The 19376-nt window shown below is 67.5% G+C and carries 16 protein-coding genes and 1 pseudogene; 9 read left to right on the top strand and 8 right to left on the bottom strand.

What is annotated here, in order from left to right; genetic code table 11:
• Positions 1–14 precede the first annotated feature (14 nt).
• Together IE272_RS35620 and IE272_RS35615 are read right to left on the bottom strand one after the other, a co-directional pair.
• Positions 15–833, bottom strand: coding sequence for an endonuclease I family protein (locus IE272_RS35620; protein WP_190009836.1), 819 nt, complete (start codon positions 831–833; stop codon positions 15–17).
• Positions 834–1085: 252 nt separating this feature from the next.
• The gene (locus tag IE272_RS35615) at positions 1086–1640 is read right to left on the bottom strand and encodes a GH25 family lysozyme (RefSeq protein ID WP_050361573.1); all 555 of its coding nucleotides are present in this window, start codon (positions 1638–1640) and stop codon (positions 1086–1088) included.
• Positions 1641–1798: 158 nt separating this feature from the next.
• Between IE272_RS35615 and IE272_RS35610 the strand changes: the two genes are divergently transcribed.
• The 3 genes from IE272_RS35610 to IE272_RS35600 all read left to right on the top strand — a co-directional run bounded on the left by IE272_RS35610 (position 1799) and on the right by IE272_RS35600 (position 4608).
• A complete protein-coding gene (locus tag IE272_RS35610; RefSeq protein ID WP_032790097.1) occupies positions 1799–2011 on the top strand; it encodes a hypothetical protein in 213 nt (70 codons plus the stop codon).
• A gap of 128 nt (positions 2012–2139) precedes the next feature.
• Complete coding sequence (locus IE272_RS35605) at positions 2140–3294, top strand: methyltransferase (RefSeq protein ID WP_050361574.1); 1155 nt, start codon at positions 2140–2142, stop codon at positions 3292–3294.
• 135 nt (positions 3295–3429) lie between these two features.
• Entirely contained in the window at positions 3430–4608 is a 1179-nt protein-coding gene (locus IE272_RS35600; RefSeq protein ID WP_057660925.1) for an acyl-CoA dehydrogenase family protein, read from the top strand.
• Between the two features lie 124 nt (positions 4609–4732).
• Here the strand turns inward: IE272_RS35600 and IE272_RS35595 are convergent, their stop codons facing one another.
• The 5 genes from IE272_RS35595 to IE272_RS35575 all read right to left on the bottom strand — a co-directional run bounded on the left by IE272_RS35595 (position 4733) and on the right by IE272_RS35575 (position 13141).
• Positions 4733–6676, bottom strand: a complete 1944-nt coding sequence (locus IE272_RS35595; RefSeq protein WP_190009834.1) for a TniQ family protein — start codon at positions 6674–6676, stop codon at positions 4733–4735.
• Positions 6677–6745: 69 nt separating this feature from the next.
• Positions 6746–8674, bottom strand: a complete 1929-nt coding sequence (locus IE272_RS35590; protein ID WP_190009833.1) for a TniQ family protein — start codon at positions 8672–8674, stop codon at positions 6746–6748.
• 5 nt (positions 8675–8679) lie between these two features.
• Positions 8680–9933: an AAA family ATPase gene (locus tag IE272_RS35585; RefSeq protein WP_229897974.1), complete on the bottom strand. Its 1254-nt coding sequence runs from the start codon at positions 9931–9933 to the stop codon at positions 8680–8682.
• The gene (locus IE272_RS35580; protein ID WP_190009831.1) at positions 9930–12266 is read right to left on the bottom strand and encodes a DDE-type integrase/transposase/recombinase; all 2337 of its coding nucleotides are present in this window, start codon (positions 12264–12266) and stop codon (positions 9930–9932) included. The genes IE272_RS35585 and IE272_RS35580 overlap by 4 nt, the downstream gene beginning before the upstream one ends.
• Positions 12263–13141, bottom strand: coding sequence for a TnsA-like heteromeric transposase endonuclease subunit (locus IE272_RS35575; protein WP_229897983.1), 879 nt, complete (start codon positions 13139–13141; stop codon positions 12263–12265). Before IE272_RS35575 ends, IE272_RS35580 begins: the two co-directional genes overlap by 4 nt.
• A 154-nt stretch (positions 13142–13295) precedes the next feature.
• Here IE272_RS35575 and IE272_RS35570 point away from each other — a divergent pair, with 154 nt between their 5' ends.
• The 3 genes from IE272_RS35570 (at position 13296) to tcmP (ending at position 15792) form a co-directional block, all read left to right on the top strand.
• On the top strand, positions 13296–13580 hold the full coding sequence (locus IE272_RS35570) for a hypothetical protein (RefSeq protein ID WP_190009827.1): 285 nt from the start codon (positions 13296–13298) through the stop codon (positions 13578–13580).
• A gap of 159 nt (positions 13581–13739) precedes the next feature.
• Complete coding sequence (locus tag IE272_RS35565; RefSeq protein WP_128844308.1) at positions 13740–14486, top strand: DUF5131 family protein; 747 nt, start codon at positions 13740–13742, stop codon at positions 14484–14486.
• A 91-nt stretch (positions 14487–14577) separates the two neighbouring features.
• Positions 14578–15792, top strand: coding sequence for a three-Cys-motif partner protein TcmP (tcmP, locus tag IE272_RS35560; RefSeq protein WP_190009825.1), 1215 nt, complete (start codon positions 14578–14580; stop codon positions 15790–15792).
• Positions 15793–16330: 538 nt separating this feature from the next.
• Here tcmP and IE272_RS35555 read toward each other — a convergent pair.
• The gene (locus IE272_RS35555; RefSeq protein WP_190009823.1) at positions 16331–16729 is read right to left on the bottom strand and encodes a DUF302 domain-containing protein; all 399 of its coding nucleotides are present in this window, start codon (positions 16727–16729) and stop codon (positions 16331–16333) included.
• Positions 16730–16882: 153 nt separating this feature from the next.
• Here IE272_RS35555 and IE272_RS35550 point away from each other — a divergent pair, with 153 nt between their 5' ends.
• The 3 genes and pseudogenes from IE272_RS35550 to IE272_RS35540 all read left to right on the top strand — a co-directional run.
• On the top strand, positions 16883–18241 hold the full coding sequence (locus IE272_RS35550) for an MBL fold metallo-hydrolase (protein WP_190009821.1): 1359 nt from the start codon (positions 16883–16885) through the stop codon (positions 18239–18241).
• A gap of 68 nt (positions 18242–18309) precedes the next feature.
• Entirely contained in the window at positions 18310–18672 is a 363-nt protein-coding gene (locus IE272_RS35545) for a rhodanese-like domain-containing protein (RefSeq protein WP_190009819.1), read from the top strand.
• Positions 18669–19376 (top strand): annotated as a pseudogene (locus tag IE272_RS35540) (sulfite exporter TauE/SafE family protein); the annotation flags it as partial. The gene IE272_RS35545 and the pseudogene IE272_RS35540, both read left to right, overlap by 4 nt.

Raw genomic sequence — 19376 nt, 5'->3', positions numbered from 1 at the left:
CGGGACCGCCGGGTCTACCAGATGGCGGTGACCCACTCGGGGTGGTCGATGAACGGGTTCCGGTTGTGCTGGAACTGCTCGAATATGACGTCGTTGCGGCGCTTCTCGAAGGTGTCCGGCGGGTCTTCCTGGCTCCACTGCTTCAGGACCGACAGCCGGCCCATCTTCGGCGCGGACCCGTTGTTCACATGGTCGTTGGGTTCGAGGTCGGCGAAGGAGTCGTTGCCCTCGTAGCGCACCGCCATGTAGAGGATCATGCGGGCGACGTCGCCCTTGACCTCGTCGCGCGGCTCGAAGGAGTCGCCGTCGGTGAAGTTGCCCGGCGCGTCGCTCAGTTCGCTCCCGCCGTTGTCGAAGTCCTTGTTCCCGCGCGTGGAGTTGACCTTGACGTCGGTGGGCCGCAGATGGTGGACGTCGGTGCCCGGACCCGTCGCCGTGCCGAAGTCGCCGTGCGACTTGGCCCAGACATGCTCCCGGTTCCACTGGCCCGAGCTGCCGCCGTTGTCGTTCTTGGACTGGGAGCGCCCGGTGTACAGCAGGATGACGTTGGAGGAGTTGGCGGGATCCTCGTCGGTGGCCTTGAGGGCGTCCCACACCTGGCTGTAGGAGAGCTTGGTCTGGTCGCTGATGATGGTGTTCAGGGCGGACTTCAGCTCGGCGCCGGTCTTGCCGAGCGCGTCCTGGTAGTAGGTGTCGTCGAGGGCCGCCGACGTGGCGGTGTAACGACCGGGCGAGGCGTCCGACGGGGCCGCGGCAGCGGTGCCGGCGAGCACGGTGACGGCTGCCACCGCGGCGAGCAGTGGACGCGCGTAGAACGAGTGACGACGGGACATGTGGGGTGTCCTCTCCGGAACGCGGGCGTCGCGACGAGGACCCTGGGTGGGGGTGCTCGCCCGGCGGCCGTGCGGTAGGTGGTCAGGCGGGAGCCTTCCACACGCACCGTGCCCCACGTGTGAACACTGTGTACCTATCATGTGCAGGTCAAGAATAGGCTTGCCGGAAGCCGTCGGGGACGCCGTACGCCCCGGTGTCCCAGGGGCTCCGGGGGCGTACGGGTTCTGCGGGGTGTACGGGGTGCTCCGTCCCTACCGGCCGGCCGCCCAGTCGCGCAGGTCCCGGACCGAGTCGAAGTCGGCCACGTTCCGGTCGAGGGGATCGTCGGTGAACTGATGGATCCGCCAGGCCGCCTCGATGCGGGGCCTGCCCGCGGCGACGTAGTCGGCGATCCACAGCCCGTCGCCCGCGTAGTCGGTGGTGTCGTGGTTGAGCCAGAAGGAGCGGTTGCAGTACAACAGGACCCGGTGGTCGGGCCGTTCCCGCTTCACCGCCCGGATGAACCGGTCCTTGTCCGCGTTGCTCGCCCGCGTCCCGCCGCCGGTCTGTTCCCAGTCGACCGCGAGCAGATCGCCCGCCTTCTCGGGGGTCTTGCTCAGGAAGTACGCCACCTGGTCCGCCACGTCCCCCGGCCAGAGGAAGTGGTAGAAGCCGACGACGCACTCGGCGTCCCTGGCCCTTTTCACCTGCGCGTCCAGACGCGGATTGACATAGGTGCGGCCTTCGGTGGACTTGATGAGGACGAAGTCGAGTCCGTCCGTGTCGTAGGAGGGCTGATAGGCGCTGACGTCGACACCGTGGAGCATGGGCACCGCCTCGGAGAATGGGGCAACGACCTCCCTCTCCTGCCCACTCCCCAGGCCCCCCAAGGGCTGATTCACCCTCCCGGGTAGGCGTGCGCGGGCTCCTCGGATGCGGCCGGGTCCGCTGGGGGCGAGAATTGCCGCAAGGACGAGGAGGCGGCATGAGCGAAGAGCCCGAATCCGTATCCGCGGCCGTGTCCGGGCCGGAGGGCATCACGCCCGACCGACTCCTGCACACGGGCGCGAGCGACCGGCCGAGCGCCGAGGACCTGGTGCTCGCCTCCGGGCGGGACCTGACGCCGGAGACCCTGGAATGGGCACGGCGCAAGCTGGCCGCCGAGGGGCGGTCGGCCATCGACAAACAACTGCCCTGACGGCCCCGGCGCGGCCCGCGGGCACACCCGGTGGGCGGGTGCGCGGAGCCGTACGCCGAGGTGGAGCGGCCGGGGAGCCGGGGAGCGTGTGGGGCGCACCCGGCTCCCTCGGCTAGCCTGAGTGACATATGAACCGTTTGACGACCTCACAGGGCGCTTTCGAGCTCGCCCGCTTCCCCGAGCACCCGCGCGACCCCTTCCGGGCGTGGGACGCCGCCGACGAATACCTGCTCCGGCAGCTGACGGACCCCGAGACGGGCCCGGTCGACCTCTCGGGGACGGTCGCGGTCGTGGGGGACCGGTGGGGAGCGCTCGCCACCGCGCTGGCCGCACACCGGCCCGTCCAGATCAGCGACTCCTACCTGGCCCGGCGGGCGACCCTCGCCAACCTCGCCCGGAACGGTCTCGACCAGGACGCGGTCCGGCTGCTGTCCTCGCGCGACACCCCGCCGGACCGGATCGACGTCCTGATCGTCCGGGTGCCCAAGTCCCTGGCGTTCCTGGAGGACCAGCTCCACCGGATCGCCCCCGCCGTCCACGCCGGCACCGTGGTCATCGGCACCGGCATGGTCAAGGAGATCCACACCTCCACGCTCAAGCTCTTCGAGCGGATCATCGGTCCGACCCGCACCTCCCTCGCGGTGCGCAAGGCACGGCTCATCTTCTGCACCCCCGACCCCGCTCTGCCGCGTACGCCGAGCCCGTGGCCGTACCGCTACGAGCTGCCCGCCGACGTGGGCCCGGTCGCCGGCCTGACCACCGTCAACCACGCGGGGATCTTCTGCGCGGAGCGCCTCGACATCGGCACCCGCTTCTTCCTGAAGCACCTGCCCAGCCGCGGCGGGGCCGTCCGCGTCGTCGACCTGGGATGCGGCAACGGGGTCCTCGGGCTCTCCGCCGCCGTCTCCAACCCCGAAGCGCACCTCACCTTCGTCGACGAGTCCTACGGGGCGGTCGCCTCCGCCGAGGAGACCTTCCGGGCCGGCGCGCCGGCCGGTGCGAAGGCCGACTTCCTGGTCGGCGACGGTCTCGACGGCCTCGACCCGGGCAGCGTGGACCTGGTGCTGAACAACCCGCCCTTCCACTCCCACATGGCGACCACCGACGCGACGGCCCGCACGATGTTCACCGGTGCGCGGACCGCCCTGCGCCAGGGCGGCGAACTCTGGGTCGTGGGCAACCGGCACCTCTCGTACCACACCCACCTGCGCCGGATCTTCGGGAACTGCACCACGGTCGCGGGCGACCCGAAGTTCGTGGTGCTGCGCGCCGTCAAGCGCTGACCGCTCGGCCCCGGGGCCGCCCGCCGGTCTCGCGCAACTGCCGGACGCCCGCCGGCCCTTCCGGATTCTTGCAACACGTTCTACTGTGTGCGCCGCCGCACACGGACGACGCCGAAGCGAGACTCTGGAGGGGCCGTGCACCTCGAATACACGCCTGAGCAGCAGCGGCTGCGTACCGAACTGCGCACCTACTTCGCGACCCTGGTGCCCGACAACGCCTACGCCCGCTACGCGGAGCCCGCCGCACAGAAACGCTTCTACCGCGACACGGTCCGCAGGCTCGGCGCGGACGGCTGGCTGGGGGTCGGCTGGCCGAAGGAGTACGGGGGCCGGGGGCTGACCCCGATGGAACAGTTCATCTTCTTCGACGAGGCCGCCCAGGCCGGCGTACCGCTGCCGCTGATGGCGCTGAACACCGTCGGACCCACGATCATGCAGTTCGGCACCGACGAGCAGAAGGCCCACTTCCTGCCCGGCATCCTGGCCGGGGAGATCGACTTCGCGATCGGCTACAGCGAACCGGACGCCGGCACCGACCTCGCCGCCCTGAAGACCCGCGCCGTCCGCGACGGCGACGAGTACGTCGTCGACGGACAGAAGATCTGGACCACCAACGGCGACACCGCCGACTGGGTCTGGCTCGCCGTGCGCACCGATCCCGACGCCCCGCCCCACAAGGGCATCACCATGCTCCTCGTCCCCACGAGCGACCCGGGCTACTCCTGCACCCTGATCAACACCCTCGCCTCGCACGACACGACCGCGAGCTACTACGAGAACATCCGGGTCCCGGTGTCCCGCCGCGTCGGCGAGGAGAACAAGGGCTGGCGGCTCATCACCAACCAGCTCAACCACGAGCGCGTCACTCTCGCCGCCCACGGCACGATGGCCGTCCGCGCCCTGCACAACGTCCAGCGCTGGGCCTCCGACACCAAGCTCGCCGACGGCCGCCGGGTCATCGACCTCGGCTGGGTCCGCGCCCTGCTCGCCCGCACCCACACCCGCCTCGACGCGATGAAACTGCTCAACTGGCAGATGGTCGCGGCCCTCCAGGACGGCACGCTCACCCCCCAGGACGCCTCGGCGGTCAAGGTCTACGGCTCCGAGGCGCGCCGGGACGCCTACGCCTGGCTGATGGAGGTCGTCGGCTCCGCGGGCGCGCTGAAGGAGGGCTCGGCCGGTGCGGTGCTCCACGGCGAACTGGAACGCGGCTACCGGTCGGCCGTGATCTTCACCTTCGGCGGCGGCAACAACGAGATCCAGCGGGAGATCATCTCGTGGATCGGGTTGGGGATGCCGCGCGTGCGGCGGTGAGGGGATGTGTGACGAGGCTTTTTAGTTGGCACAAGAGCGGGATAGTTGGCACTGGCTGCTGCCTATAGTCAGTACGACGTGTACCCGCTGGCCTTTGGCGGCAGAGGGCGTTTGACCTGCAGCTTTAGCCAAGCGGGTCGGGGGCCCTCGGGCTGTACGTGTCTGCTTCTTGCGCTAATACGAGGTCCGTGTCAACGGACAGGTCCTCGTTTTGGTCGCAGGACCTTGCCAGGTACGTCGCATATAGAGCTAGGCGCTGCCGCAGTCGGAATCGCTGGCCGTGGCCGAGGTTGGCCTCGTGGAAGTGGCCTATCAGTGTGGTGAGGGCTTGGGTGTCGTCGGTGCTGCGTACCGCGACCGCGAAGGGGGACCGCGATGGTTCACCCCGCGTGACATCGCTCCACACGACGATCGACATGAAGCGCGGAACCATCTGGGTCTGCAGGCGCTCAAGCCGGTGGAGGTTGTCGAAGAGGCGGTCCCGGTCGGTGTCGGGTATGCACCAGCTTCCCATTCTGAGCCGGCGGTTGGCGTAGTCGATTCGGTTCTTCTGGGCGTCGAGGTCGTCCGCGATTTCCTCGACGATGTGAGTGAAGAGCGGCCACAGCCGCGCGTCGGTGAGTCTGTGCCCAAGCATGCGTTGTGCGTTGGCTCCCACTCCTGGAGAGATGCCCAGGGATATTGCGCAATCCGACCATGTCTGCCCCGACGCGAGTTCCGCGAGCCGGAATGCGGCTCCGCGGCGCAGGAGCCGGTCGTCACGATATGTGATGTTGGGGAGCTGTGCGCGGAGCTTTGCGAAGTGCGTCAGGTGCCAGGAGCGTGGCAGGTAGGCCGGGACTTGGGCGATGGTGAAGGTGTAATTGTGTCGCAGTTTTCGGTAAAGGATGTTGGTTTTGCGTGAATTGGGGTCGCGTGGTGACATTGCCCGTGCGAATTCATTGGAGATGCCCGGTTCTTGGGCGATCTTACTCGCGTATGGCTTTGAACGCCTGTATGTTTCGGCGGCGAGGGGCCCTACCTTTTCGGTGAGGGTCCACATGTCGCGGTCTGTAATGAGATTGTCGGCGGCGAGGAGTAGTGCGCCGGATGTCGCAGGATCCGTCGGGGCCGTCCGAACTCCTGCGATTGTTGCTCCCTGGTCCTGTGAATAGCTGGAGAGGAACGGTGCGATGTGTGCATCGACGATCGCGGCCAGAGTGTCGGTGGGCAAGAGGTGGTGTCCGGTTGGCCAGCTGATTTTGATGAGGCGCGTGGCGGTGATGAGGTCATGGAAGTAGGTGTCGGCTGCGGGGGAAGCGTGAGCACTGTTGACGGGCAGATTCAATCGTCCGTCGATGCGCTTTTGGAGATTGAGCAGCAGTTGAAGGTCTTCCGGTGTAAAGGGTGAATTTCTGTGGCTGTCTATGTGGTCCAGGCGGGCACCGCAGACGGGACCGGTGCTGGGTATGGGGTTGCCGCCCGGCGGGTTTTCGGCGTTTCGGCACTGAAGCGGGTGCAAGCCTTCGATGTTCGGTTGCTTGATCAGTGCGACGCGCCGCCGCTCGGGGTTGTTGAGGGAAAGGAGGCAGGACGGGCATTCGTGCTCAAGGAGCCTTTTGTGCCGGGTGCATGCGAAGACGATGGGGAGGTGCCAGCGCAGTTGCCATGCGCCTCCGAGGGTGTTCTGGATGGGGCTGCCGTTACCGCGTAGGCATGGGGGGCAGTAGCGGCTGGACGGTGTCATATTCCAGCCGACCGTCGCCGGTCCCCTGGCCCGATGCGTGCCCGCTCGGATCGTGAGCAGGGCTGGGTATGTCGTGGAAAAGCGTCGCAGTGTCAGTGCCTGAGTCTCCTGGGCTGTGAGGTGCGTCATCGCAGCGAAAGGCAGTACCAGGTCATCGGGCAGGGAGTGAAGGTGGGCGTAGGGGAGCCGGTGGTGCCTCGTGGTGAGGCCGAGGCGTTGTGCGATGCGGAGCGGTGGTCGGTCCAGCCTGTGGGAGAGACGGAGAAGGAAGCCGGGCAGGGACTCTTCTGGTAGCGGTGAGAGGCTTCGGGCGAGTCGGCGATGCTGGTCGCTGTCGGGCACGGCGGCAACCTCGGCGCTGTAGGGGCGGGGTTTTGTGGAGCATGGAGCTGGGGCGGTGTGAGCGTGATCTCAACTGGCCTGTGTCCGGCTGCTCGTCGCCTGGACGCCGGGGCTCGCGTTGTGCAGCGCGGCAGCCGGCTGGTCGCAGGCGGCGGACAGGAGGCCGGAGTACGTTTCGAGGCGGTGCAGGAGCTCGTGTTTGCCGCCTTTGCGGTTGGCTGGGGTGCGGAGTTGGTTGATCGATGCGACCAGGCGCTGGGTGCTGCGGCCCGATTCCCTCAGGTCGCCGAGCAGGGGGCTGTGAAGGTGATCGCCCTGGGTGACATGGGTCCAGATCAGCACGGTCGCGGTGTCACGGGAGGGGGAGGTGGCTCCTTGGCGGAACCGCGGAAGGCCGCAGCACAGTTCGGTCCAGTCGTCAGCCGGGATCTGCCAGGTCGAGAGAAGTTCCCGGCGTCGTCCGTAGTGGACGCGATCCGTGTGCTGGTCCATGTGGATGGCCACGCTTTCGACGGACCGTTCGAACTCCGGCCACAGTTCCCGTGAATTCAGCTCCTGCCTGATGACTGTGAGGGACTGCTGTGCGGTGTTCCACGGGATGTCGAGGGCCTTCGCGCAGTCGGGCCAGGTGCCGCCGCCGCTCATCTCCGCGAGCTTGAGCGTTGCAACGCGCCGCAGGTGTCGCATCCTCCAGTCGGTGAGGTGCGTCCAGTGGGACAACAGGTCGCCGAAGTGGGCGGAGAGCCACTCCTGGGGCAGGAGAGCCGGCACGTGCCCGATCTGGAAGCAGCTTTCGCGTGAGGGAAGGCTCTGTCGCGCGTGCCGGTGGCCACCGGCACGGTAGAACCCCTGGGCGCGGCCCAGCAGGGCACGCGCCATCGAGGGGGAGACGTGCATGCGCCGCAATGCGGCGCCGGTGTTGGCTGGATGACGGCTGAACGCGGAGGCAGCGAGCGGGCGGACGCGTTCGGTCATCCCGGCGTCATCACGCTCCTCGCGACCGAGGAGGTTGTCGGCGGCAAGGAGCACCGCGGCGCATTCGGCTGGGACTTCGGGGGCATCCCAGACGGTGGGCGTGCGCCGGGCGGGCTCAGGGGTGCGGCGGGGAGTGACAGCGGAGGAGACGTGGCCGTCGATCAGATCGGCCATTGACGTCGAGGTCGTGTATGGAGCGCTGTCCGGCCAGCTGAGCCGGATGAGATGTGCAGCGATGATGAGATCGGGAAAGAAGGAGGGATCCGAGCCGACGTGGCCTGCATCGGCGTCGGATCGGACAGGCATCAGATGCTGGTCAATGCGGTGCTGCAGGGCAAACATCAGGGCCATGTCGGCCTCGGACAGGGGCTCGGCCCGGCGGTCGTGGTCCAGGCGGGCAGCGCAGGGAGCGGCCGGAGCGCCGTGGCCATCCGGCAGAAGGCGCCGGCATTGGGCAGGGTGCAACCCGGTCGTGGTGCGATGAGTGATCAGTCCTTGACGCTCTGTATTCGTCGGTCGATTCGGTGTACCCCCGCAGTTCGGGCATGTATGGGAGAGCAAGGTGCGGTGCGTGAGGCAGGCGTAGGAGACGGGCAGATGCCAGCGCAGTTTCCAGGGACCGCCGTAGAGAGTCTGGACGGGGCTTCCGTCCCCGGAGAGACAGGCGGCGCAGTATCGGCTGAACATGCTGGCAGCCCACGACTTCCGCACGGCCGTGGTGTTGCGGCTGCCGTCCGTCCGGGCTGAGGCCAGGGGCGGGTAGACGGCGGCAAAGGGGGACAGCGTCAGGGCGTTGGCCTCCTGCGCGTTCAAACGGGCAGCCGAGGCGAACGGTCGGATCCGATCGGCGGGCAGCGAGAACAGGTACTCGCCCGGGAGCCGATTCTGGCGATGGATCAGTCCGCACAGGCGTGCAATCCTGGCGGGCGAGCGTTCCGTGCGGTACGCCAGCCGCAGGAGCAGGCCGGGTAGTGATTCCTCTGGGAGCGGACTGAGAGCGCGAGCCAGCGGCCAGGCGGTCACCTCCGTCAGCCTGCCTCCCCGGCCGCGGCGGGGCCGTCATCATCGAAGACGGTGTTGCGGCCCTTCGGCTTCTTCTTCCCATCAGTGGGCTTGTGCTGTGGGATCTTGGGCTGCTCGCCGGACTCCGCGTCCAGGTCGGGCATGTCGCCGGGAGTGACGGTGAACTGATTGAACAGCTCCTTCGTCAGCCGCTCGCTCTTGTCCTCGATGGCCCGCCGACAGCCGTGCTGGATGAGTTTCTCCAGCACGCCGACCACGCCGCCGGTGCGGTTGAACAGGTACTCAGGCATGTCGTCTCCGGTCAGCATTCCCTCGGTTTCGTTCAGCAACCGCAGGTGCCCTTCCAAGCGGGCCAGATGATTCAGCCAGGCGGCCATCTCCGGTCCATCGGTGTAGCGGAACGGGTCGAGGTCGACGATCTGGAAGCGCCGCTCGTGCTGGCCGGCGGCGTGATCGTTCGGACTGCGGCCGCGGTCCTTGATCGGCTGGTAGATCCATTCCAGGGTCTTGGGGTCGCGACGGCCCTCGCGCAGCAGGCCGGAGGCGGGGATACCGACGCCGACGAGAACGAGCGTTACGGGCATGCTCATCATTTCGCGGATTAGGTCGAGGACGTCCTGGTCGGCTTCCCGGTGGAGTTTGAGGCGAGTGATGTCGTCGATGACGAGTGCTCTGGTGGCGTGTTCGACGATGGCGGTCTTGACGGTGCGCACCAGATCCTCCAGGCGCATGCCCTTGTAGTCCTCGCCGTAGAAGTCGAGGATGCGCTGGCAAGTGGAGATCGGGGTGGCCTTGACCGGGCAGCGTACGTAAGCGACGGGGGCGACCAGGTCGCGGGTGCCGGGCATGGCATCCGGGTTCATGTAGTTGTTGAGGGCCATCCACGTCTCTTCGAAGACGGCCAACGCCTCACACACCGTCTCGGTCTTGCCTTGGGCGCCGTCGCCATTGACCATGATGCCGCCGCGTGTGCAAGCCTTGTGGCTGAACGCGCCGTCCTCGACGCGGGCAAGGACAGCGTCGGCGACGCGCTCGCTCATCGGAGTCACATCGACGGGCAGGCTGCTGTGGGTGGCGAGCCGGTGCAGGTTGTAGAGGCGTTTCTGGCGCTTTGACTTGAGAGCGAACTCAGTTGCCATCAGCACGGGCGCGGGGATGAAGACATTGCGGGTCGCGCACCAGCGGCGCCAGCCCTCCCAGGTGGTGCGGTCGATGGGCGGGCCAGGGAGAAACGAGGGACCGTCGTACGGGGCATTCACTGGCTGACCTCTTCCTGGGCTGCGGCGGCTGCCGCAGCAGCGGTCGCGTCTGTGCCGTCGTCGAAGTCGTCGTCGGGCAGGGCCAGCAGGCTGGTGGCGCGCAGCCGCGCTGACAGGTCCTGTGGTGGTGGAGCCGGGCGTTCGGGGACGGCGATTTCACGACGTCGTCGACGCTCGTTGGTGACCGCGTCCTGGCCTTGTTCGGCGCGCTCGCGCCAGCGCAGCGGGACGACCTTCCCGTCGTCGGAGCCGGTCCGCGCTGCAGGAATCGAGGCGGGTGCCGGCTGGGCCACTGTGGCGCCGGCGGGGCGGTCAGCCGCGGCTGCCGCGGCCTGAGTCACTTCGCGGGCGTGCTCGGTGCGCTGCTTCTTGGTCAGTTGAGTCGGCCACTGATCGACGGGGATCTTCCCGCCGATCACTTCGAGGAGGACCGGGAGGAGCTCACTGTCCGACTTCGGTGCCAGCCCGCGCTTGCGTAGTTCGCGCATGGCTTCACGGACGCGGGCGTCGCTGAAAGCGGGGAACTGTCCCTCTTCGGGCAGGCCCACCCAGCGCAAGGTGTGCCAGTCGTGCGTCAGCGGATCCTGGAAGAAGACGAAACATGGATCGCGCGGGTCCCGGCGGATGACGTAGCGGTTCTTCGCTTTGCCTCCGCGCCGGGAGAGCTTCCCGCGGTACGGGTCCAGGGCTTCGCCGTCGTACCACAGGTTTTTGATCTTCACGCCGCGCTTGCCGTGGATCATGACCTGGTGGCTGGGCAGGAGCTGGTAGTACAGCTCGGGCGAGGGGATCCGCAGGGCGAAACCGCTTTGCGTCATAGAGGCGGCGAACAGGCTGTTCGGGCTGTGGTCGCCGCCTGGGTCCCAGCTCGGCGCGTAGGAGTCGAAGCGGCGGTTCTGCCAGATCCCTACGATCCAGGTGGCAATGATGTGCTCCATCTCCGCCACGGTCAGGCAGGCGTCGGCCTCCGGGTCCACGCCGCGGTCGGCGGTATCCACGCCCTGGTAGCCGAGCAGAAGAGCGAACAGCAGCGATTGGATGGCACCGAAGGCCCGCTCCACGGCCTTCTTGTCGGTGGGGCGCAGCACCCGGCTCGGTTTGATGTTCGTGCCGAGGACCCGCTGGACCTCGACAAGGTGGTGGTTGCGGTAGACGGAGCCATGGTCGGTGGTCACAGTCTCCGGGGCGAAGAACGGCAGCCCGGCCACCTCGTACCCGGCGAAGTCGGCCACCAGCGTGCCCGGGATGCCCGGGTAGGCCCACTGCATGTCCTCGCCCCAGTCCGGGCGCATAGGCAGCGGCATCGTCATGTCCCGCAGCACCATCGCCACGTCGATCGAGGCGTCGGAGACCAGGCTGAGCCGGAACGCCACGATCGAATGCGTGTACACGTCGAGTGCCAGCGTGAGATGGACAGAGACGGGATCGCCGAACACGCCTTCCAGGATCTTCACCGGCAGCACTGTCGTGTCCAGGGCTACCACCTGTCCGGGCCGGTGCACCACCACGTGCCGGCCCGTCGCGTTCTTCTGCGCCATGGCTGCGGAGCGTGCGTAGCGCTGCCGCCCGCCGTTGGAGCCGAACCAGTCCCGCCACACCCGGCGTAGCACGTCGTAGCTGGGGACCTTGGTCTTCTCTCCGAAGGTCTCTCGTACGTACTGGTGGATGAGGCGCTCGCGGTCCCGCGCTGTCAGCTTCGCCCGCCGCAGGCTTTCATCACGAACGGCGAACAGCGCCTCGCGCACCTCCGGGGTGATCCGGTGCCCGGTCGCTTCCCGCAGCCACCGGTCGTCCGAGAGACCGATCGGCCCCAGTCTGCGCCGTGCTGTGTCCCAGCGCACCAGTGTCCTCAGACTGACCCTGTGCAGAGCCAGCGACTTCGCCAGCGCAGGATCTATCGCCCTCGCCATGCGCAGCTCGGCCTCCTTTGCCTTTCGCCGCTGCGTCAGCGTTGTTGTCTCCGGGTCGTACTGCGGGAGAGGCTCGTGCGGCAGCGCGGCGTCCGGATCACCGCTGCGGTAGCCGGTCTCCACCTCCCGGATGTGCTGCAACCGCCGCATCACGTGCTCTTGCTGAGTCGGCTGCAGATCCGTCATTGACTTCGGCTGGCGGCCCCGGCTGGCGGCCGGGAGGTCCTTGCAGGTCCGGGTGGACGGCCGGCAACCTGGTCGGTGGATCAGCTCGCTCAGCTGCACCTTCCACGGCGCGCCCACGTCGCCAATCAGCGTCACGCGGCCCAGATGCGGCAGACACGTCTCGACCCGCCACACCTCACCATCGATGATGAGCTCTGTACCAGGCTCCAGCACCCATGTCGATGCCTCATCACTCATGACCGCACCCCGCGAAGCCCCACGGGCGCGAGCCGGATCAGGCTCGCGTCGCCGAACGGTGCAAAGAGGTCCGCACCGAGCTCTCTGCGCCACAGCAAGTGGAGGGCATGGGCCCTGGCTACTGCGGGAATGGAGCACCGCTCGACCAAGTGCCCTAATAGAAGAGGCCCTTGGGATACAGCCGCACACAGCTGGTCCTGCGTGTCGAGCACATTGGTCAACGGTCGGCGCTCGGCGGAGAATGCGTCCACCGTTTCCCATACATGCCGACGCCAACCGATCACCACGCCGTAGCGCCTTCCGGCGGTCAGCGCGGCCTCGAACGTCGCGGCGAACTTCAGCTCATCCTCTGGACGAATCCGGCCCGCGGGCCGCACATCGATCACGAACGGACCTGAGTCAGTGAGCAGTAAATAGTCCGGCGTGTGATCCACCCGCTTGCCGCCCGCGTAGAAACGAAGCCGGAACGGCTGCGAGAGCGCCTCACGCAGACCGGCGGCGAAGTCGGCGACCAGGAGCAGACACTCCTCCTCGAAGCTCTCAAAACCGTGATGCCGACGCGTGGACACCATGTACTCGAGCCCGGGCCGGTGATGCTGGTCGGTCCGCCAAGTGAACCGACGCACCGGCACCGTGCGTGAGACGTCCACCTCATTGAGGTCGCGCACCGAGTACGTGGCGGCAGCGTCCGGTCCGAACTTCCACCTCATCGTCCAGCGCTCGGCCCACCGCTCGTCCAGGTCCAGTTGGTGCGCGTACTCGGTGAATCCCCGATGCAGAAAGGCCAGATCCTCCAGGCGACAGGAGTCGGACCAGGTATCCCTCTGTGGTCCTTCCAGCACCCGGCGGACGGAACTCGGCCCGAAATCTCTCATATGCACGTCGAGCGCTCCTCAGCACATCGAGAACCTCCGCCAAGATCAAGCACGACGCTACGGTGAGCAGCGCCCATGGCTCGACCAGATCAGCGCCCTTCACACGCACGAGTGACTCCGCATCTTGACGCCAACCCGACTTGCGCGACAGCTGATGGACTACTTCCGCAGGAACGTGGCCGTTGACGCCAAGGCGGGGAGGGGGAAGCGGCGGGAATGCGACGGCGGTGTCACCCAGGACGCCGAGGCCCGTCAGCGGGCCACGATCACCAAACTGAAGAAGACGATCGCCTACAAGAACGCTGAGCTCGATCAGCTCCGTGCCGACGTCCCAGCCCTTGTCCGAGCCGTCAACCGGCTCTTAGAACCCAGGAGTTGCGCGAGCGGATTCGATCAGCCGAACGCGAAAGTTGTTCCGCTCCGGGCCCGGCAGCCGTGATGCGGTTCTCGGACGGATGCCTGAGCGTAGATGATGTCTAAGAACAGGACTTTGGCCAAGGCCCAGTCTCATCAAGGTGGTTGGATGGCGTGTGCCACGTTCCCCAGGGCGCTTCACTGTCTCGCGGTCCTTGGGGGACGGCCGGACAGGAGGTAGCCGGTGAGTGACCGGAGTTCGATCGAGTGGACTGAGGCGACCTGGAACCCGACGACGGGCTGCGACCGCGTCTCGTCAGGGTGCGACAACTGCTACGCGTTGACTCTGGCGAAGCGGTTGAAGGCCATGGGGGCCGCCAAGTACCAGAATGATGGGGATCCCCGGACCTCAGGGCCGGGCTTTGATCTCACGGTTCACCCTGACGCTTTGGACGTTCCCCATGGGTGGAAGAGCCCTCGCACGGTGTTCGTGAACTCCATGTCCGACCTCTTCCACGCCCGAGTGCCGCTGGACTTCGTGCGTCGTGTGTTCGAGGTGATGGCGGATACGCCGCAGCACACCTATCAGGTCCTCACCAAGCGGGCCCGTCGGCTCCGGCAGGTCGCGGACCGTCTGGAATGGCCGGCCAACGTGTGGATGGGCGTCTCGGTGGAGACCGCGAAGGAACTGCCGAGGGTGGATGAACTGCGCCAGGTTCCTGCTGCTGTCCGTTTTCTGTCCTGTGAGCCGCTTCTCGGTCCGCTTGAGGGCCTGAAGCTCGACCGTATCCATTGGGTGATCGCCGGTGGCGAGTCGGGACCGCGGCACCGGCTGATGGACCCGGTCTGGCCTGCTCAGATCCGCGATCTGTGCGTGGAAGAGAACGTCGCGTTCTTCTTCAAGCAGTGGGGCGGTCACACGCCCAAGGCCGGCGGACGGATCCTGGACGGCCGAACCTGGGACCAGATGCCCATTCCCGTTACTGTGTGAGCGGCCCGATCTGGTCTCGGCAATACCGATACACACTGGGTTCACCCGCCGCAAACTTGTCCCAGACGTTCTGAGATGAGAGGCGGAGATCTTGGAAAGAGCCGATGAGGCAGCGCTCGACAGCGCTGTACTCGACCTGAGCGGTGAAACCGCTGGCGAGGAAGTCCGGGACGACACCAGCCCCTTCTTCGTCAGCAAGAAGGCCGCAGCTGTCCTCAAGCACGCGATCCTCGACAAGTACGTCGTCCCCTTCGCCAGCAAGGTCGGCAAGTACGCCCCCGACGGTCGGGTCGTCTACCTCGATGGATACGCAGGGCCGGGGCGCTACGACGACGGCACCCCTGGCTCACCGGCACTTATCCTCGAGTCTGCTGCCGCCATCGCGGACTTCCGTAAGCTCGACTGCTACTTCATCGAGAAGAACCGCAAGAACTTCCAGTCCCTGTCTCAGCTCGTCGCAGAAGCCCGAGAGCAGGGCCTTGACGCTCACGCCCTGCAAGGCCGCGTCGAAAGGCACCTGGACCACGTCCTGGAAGCAGCCCAGGGGGCCCCGCTGTTCGCCTTCCTCGACCCCTTCGGCCTTGGCATCACCTTCGAGGCCCTTACCGAGCGGATCTTCGGTAGCCGTCGCGCAAGTCGACAGCCCACCGAAGTCCTTCTCAACTTCAACGCCAACGCGGTACGCCGTATCGGCGGTCTCCTCACCAGCAGGAAGAACACCCCGGGGAAGCCGGCCACCCTAAGGGCTCTGGACGTAGCCTGCGGCGGGGACTGGTGGCGGGAGGAGTTCGTGAACTCCACGGACAATGCCGAGGCCGTCGGCCGTATCACCCGAGGCTTCGCCCGACGGGTTGGCAGAGCAGTCGGCGCGGGCTCATGGACCGTGGGAGTACGCAACCGTGCGAACCTTCAGGTCGCATACAACCTGGTCCACTTCAGCCGTCACCGGGACGGTCTGTGGCTCTTCGGCGAAGCCGCCAGCCTTGCACAAGTCGAATGGCGCCGCGCCTGCCTCCCCCCGGAGACGCCGGGCATGCTCTTCAACGCCGGCGACACCTTCGAGCAGGAGGAAGAGGCTCGCCGCCTCGGGTGGATCAAGAGAATCCGTGCCAATTTGGAAGACCTCTTGCACAAGCACGGCAGTTTTGTCGTAGGCGACTATCAGGCCGAAGTCCTCGCCGGTGTACTGGGCGAAGCCCGCGAGAAGCACGTCCGCGCGGCCATCAAGGAACTCTTCAGGGAAGGCAAGACCACCTGCAATGGGGTCGGCAACGTACGCGACCTCCTTGTCACTGTGGCCTACTGAGCCGCGCTCGTGGGCGAAGTCCACCTATCTTTGGGAAGGGAGGAAGTGCATCGATACGTGCTCCCGCCGCGGCTTCGAGAGAGTCCGGGCTGCCGGTGAGGGCCTGAAGTCGGGCTGCGATGCCTTCGGGACCCACGTGGACCGGGGCCCACCGGTAGGTGAGGCGCGCCGGTCGCAGTCCCAGGTGCCGGTGGTTGGAGGCGGGAACGGGTGACGGCGATGCCGCTGGTGGTGGACCTGGCCGCGTCGAGATGCGGGCATCCCGCCGGTTTACACAGACACGTTTCGGCCTCTGCCATGGCGGTGAGGTCGGCGAGCCGCTCGGATCTCGGGCCGGGCGGACAGCCCGCTCGCGGTAAGGATGCGCCCGTTCCAGCCGAGTAGGTCCAGCAAGACGCGGGTGGAGCTCTCGGTGACGGCGGTCCATCCAGTGCCGAACGCGTCCCGACCGCCTCCAGAGCCGACCGGAGGGCGTGCCCGCCGGACTAGGCGTTTGTCGGTGCCGCTCAGGGCGGCGGAGGCTTGAACGGTGACTCGGTCATGAGTGTGACGTCCTGACGGACGCCAGCGCTGCGTCCAAGCGCTCGGTGACTTCGTCGGCCACGGATTCCAGATCGTCGATCCCTGTCAGGGTGACCATGGTCGCCGGGTCGATGGCTTGCACGAGTACTCGGTCGCCGTCCTCCCGGACCACGATGTTGCAGGGCAGAAGAAGCCCGATCGTCCGGTCCAGCTCCAGTGCCTGGTGTGCCAGGGAGGGGTTGCAGGCGCCGAGGATCAGGTACGGCTCCATGTCGTGGCCGAGTTTGGTCTTCAGCGTCGCCTGTACATCAATCTCTGTAAGGACGCCGAAGCCCTGGTCGGCCAGGGCCCGACGGACAACCTGCACGGTCTCCTCGAACGTGCCTTCGACGCTCACGGTGCGGTCGTAGGTCATGGATCTCCACCTCGTTCTCACGTCATCGGAATGCCCGACGGGCGCGGTTCGCGCGTGGCGGGGGCCACACTCCGAAATATACCCCCGGGGGTAAGAGTGTTACGGTGAACCACATACCCCCGGGGGTAATTTTCTCGTCGGAAGGAGACTCCTGTGTTCTTCGTTGAAGCCATCGAGCTGGAGGGCTTGGGCAACCGCAGCTACCTCGCCGGCGGCCGTCGGAGGGCGGTCGTCGTGGATCCGCCCCGTGACATCGACCGGGTGCTGGCCGCTGCGGCCCGGCGTGGTGTGGCGATAACCCATGTGGTCGAGACGCACATCCACAACGACTACGTGACCGGCGGTCTTGAGCTGGCCCGCATCACCGGAGCCGCCTACCTCGTTCCCGCCGACGCGCACGTGTCATTCGCCCGGACCGCCGTGTCCGACGGCGACACCGTCACCATCGACAGGGAACTGACCCTGACTGCGGTAGCGACGCCCGGGCATACGCCGCACCACACGGCGTACGTGCTGAGCGAGGCGGGCCGGCCCGTCGCCGCGTTCACCGGTGGCTCCCTCCTCATCGGTACGGTGGGGCGGCCCGACCTCGTGGAGCCGCGGCTCACCGAGCAGTTGGCCCGCGCCCAGCACGCCTCCGCCCACCGCCTCGCGGACTCCCTGCCCGATGAGACCGAGGTGCTGCCGACGCACGGATTCGGCAGCTTCTGCTCGTCCGCCCAGGCCGACGGGGAGGCGACCACGATCGGCAAGGAGAAGGCGGCCAATCCGGCTCTCACCGTGGAGGTGGACACCTTCGTCGCCGAACTGCTGGCGGGACTGGAGGACGTGCCCGCCTACTACGCGCACATGGGGCCTGCCAACGCGGCCGGCCCGGCCCCGGTGGACCTCACCGCGCCGGCCGTCGCCGATCCCGACGACATCGCCGCGCGGCTCGCGGCGGGGGAGTGGGTGGTGGATCTGCGCAACCGCATCGCTTTCGCCGAGGGGCATGTCGCGGGGTCGTTCAACTTCGAGGCGGACGGCAAGCTCGCCACGTACCTCGCCTGGCTGATCCCCTGGGGCAGGCCGGTGACCCTGCTCGCGGAGTCGGCCGAGCAGCTTGCCGCGGCCCAGCGGGAGCTGGTGCGCGTCGGTATCGACCGCCCGGCGGCCGCCGCGACCGGCGGCCCGGCGGACTGGCTTCGCGCCGGCGAGAGCTCCGCGTCCTTTCCGCGTGCCACGTTCGCCGAACTGGCCGGTCAGGGAAGGGGCCGGATTGTCGTGCTGGACGTACGCCGCTCGTCCGAACGTGTTGAGGGCTGGATCGAGGGCTCGGTCCACATCCCGGTCCACCAGGTCCACCGCCGTATCGACGAAGTGCCCGACGGCACGGTCTGGGTGCACTGCGCCGGCGGTATGCGCGCGGGCATCGCCGCGTCGCTGCTGGACGCGGCCGGGCGGGACGTGGTCGCCGTGGACGACGGCTTCGGCGCCGCCGCCGAGGCCGGGCTGACCATCGTTACCGGCTGAACCGACGAAGGTCCGGTCGAACTGAACTGGATCAGCTAGGACAAGCAACAAGAAGGGTGACACCGTCGATGTTCCTCCACCGTGGAAGTGGACAGCGCCTGTCGGTCAACGAGGCGTGGACCCGTACTACAGGGGGCTGCCCCGAAGCTGTTCTGCTGGATGTCCGGGAAGAGCCCGAGTGGCGAACTGGCCATGCTCCCGGCGCGGTGCACGTTCCTCTCACCGACCTGGCCGCAGGTGCGACGATGGTGGCAGCGCGGGGGCTGCCCCTGGTGGTGATCTGCCGCAGCGGGCACCGCTCGCAGCAGGCTGTGAAGATCCTGGCCGAGCGGGGAGCAGACGCGGTGGACGTCAAGGGCGGCATGAACGCGTGGGCCGCCGCAGGGTTGCCGGTGATCGACGAGCGCGGCGACGGCGGCTCGATAGCGTGAACACCTTGGTCCTCGCCCTCGTCGCCGGGACGGTGATCGGGCTGGCGCTCGGCGCGCTCGGCGGCGGTGGCAGTGTTCTGGCGGTTCCGGCACTGATCTACCTGCTCGGCTTCTCAGCGGCCTCAGCCACCACGGCCAGCCTGATCATCGTCACCGCCACATCGGCCACCGCCCTCTACGCCCACGCGAGAGACGGCCATGTCGCCTGGAAGGCCGGGACATTGTTCGCGGCTGCGGGAGTTGTGCCGGCGTTCCTCGCCGGCACAACCGCCGCCCATGTGCCCGAAACGGCTCTCACCGCGGCGTTCGCGGTGATCGCCGCCCTGGCGGCGCTGCGGATGCTCCGGCCCTCCGCTGCCGGGGCGGCGGAGGGGGTGCGGCCCGCGAAGGCGGCCGGAACCGGCGCCGGGCTCGGCGCCGTAACGGGATTCCTCGGAGTGGGGGGCGGATTCCTTGCCGTGCCCGCCCTCGTCGGCGTCCTCGGCCTGCGGATGAAACAGGCCGTGGGCACCAGCCTCCTGGTCATCACGGTCAACTCCTCACCGCCCTCGCGGCCCGATCGGGAACCGGCGACCACCTCCGATGGGAGGTGATCGCCCCGTTCGCCGGAGCGGCGATCCTCGGAGCCTGGGACGGCAAACGGCTGGCGGCGAAGGTCGCCGGCGCCACCCTGCAGAGAGTGTTCGCGTACGCACTGTTCGCGG

This window comes from Streptomyces anulatus (assembly GCF_014650675.1).
Lineage (GTDB): Bacteria > Actinomycetota > Actinomycetes > Streptomycetales > Streptomycetaceae > Streptomyces > Streptomyces anulatus.
The sequence above is the reverse complement of the archived record's forward strand: the minus strand, read 5'-3'. Positions and strand labels throughout refer to the sequence as shown.

Coding starts and splice junctions, on each gene's coding strand:
- IE272_RS35610 (WP_032790097.1), top strand. CDS start 1,799: ATGAGCGAAGAGCCCGAATCCGTATCCGCGGCCGTGTCCGGGCCGGAG.
- IE272_RS35615 (WP_050361573.1), bottom strand. CDS start 1,640: ATGCTCCACGGTGTCGACGTCAGCGCCTATCAGCCCTCCTACGACACG.
- IE272_RS35605 (WP_050361574.1), top strand. CDS start 2,140: ATGAACCGTTTGACGACCTCACAGGGCGCTTTCGAGCTCGCCCGCTTC.
- IE272_RS35580 (WP_190009831.1), bottom strand. CDS start 12,266: ATGAGTGATGAGGCATCGACATGGGTGCTGGAGCCTGGTACAGAGCTC.
- IE272_RS35555 (WP_190009823.1), bottom strand. CDS start 16,729: ATGACCTACGACCGCACCGTGAGCGTCGAAGGCACGTTCGAGGAGACC.
- IE272_RS35570 (WP_190009827.1), top strand. CDS start 13,296: ATGGACTACTTCCGCAGGAACGTGGCCGTTGACGCCAAGGCGGGGAGG.
- IE272_RS35575 (WP_229897983.1), bottom strand. CDS start 13,141: ATGAGAGATTTCGGGCCGAGTTCCGTCCGCCGGGTGCTGGAAGGACCA.
- IE272_RS35545 (WP_190009819.1), top strand. CDS start 18,310: ATGTTCCTCCACCGTGGAAGTGGACAGCGCCTGTCGGTCAACGAGGCG.
- IE272_RS35620 (WP_190009836.1), bottom strand. CDS start 833: ATGTCCCGTCGTCACTCGTTCTACGCGCGTCCACTGCTCGCCGCGGTG.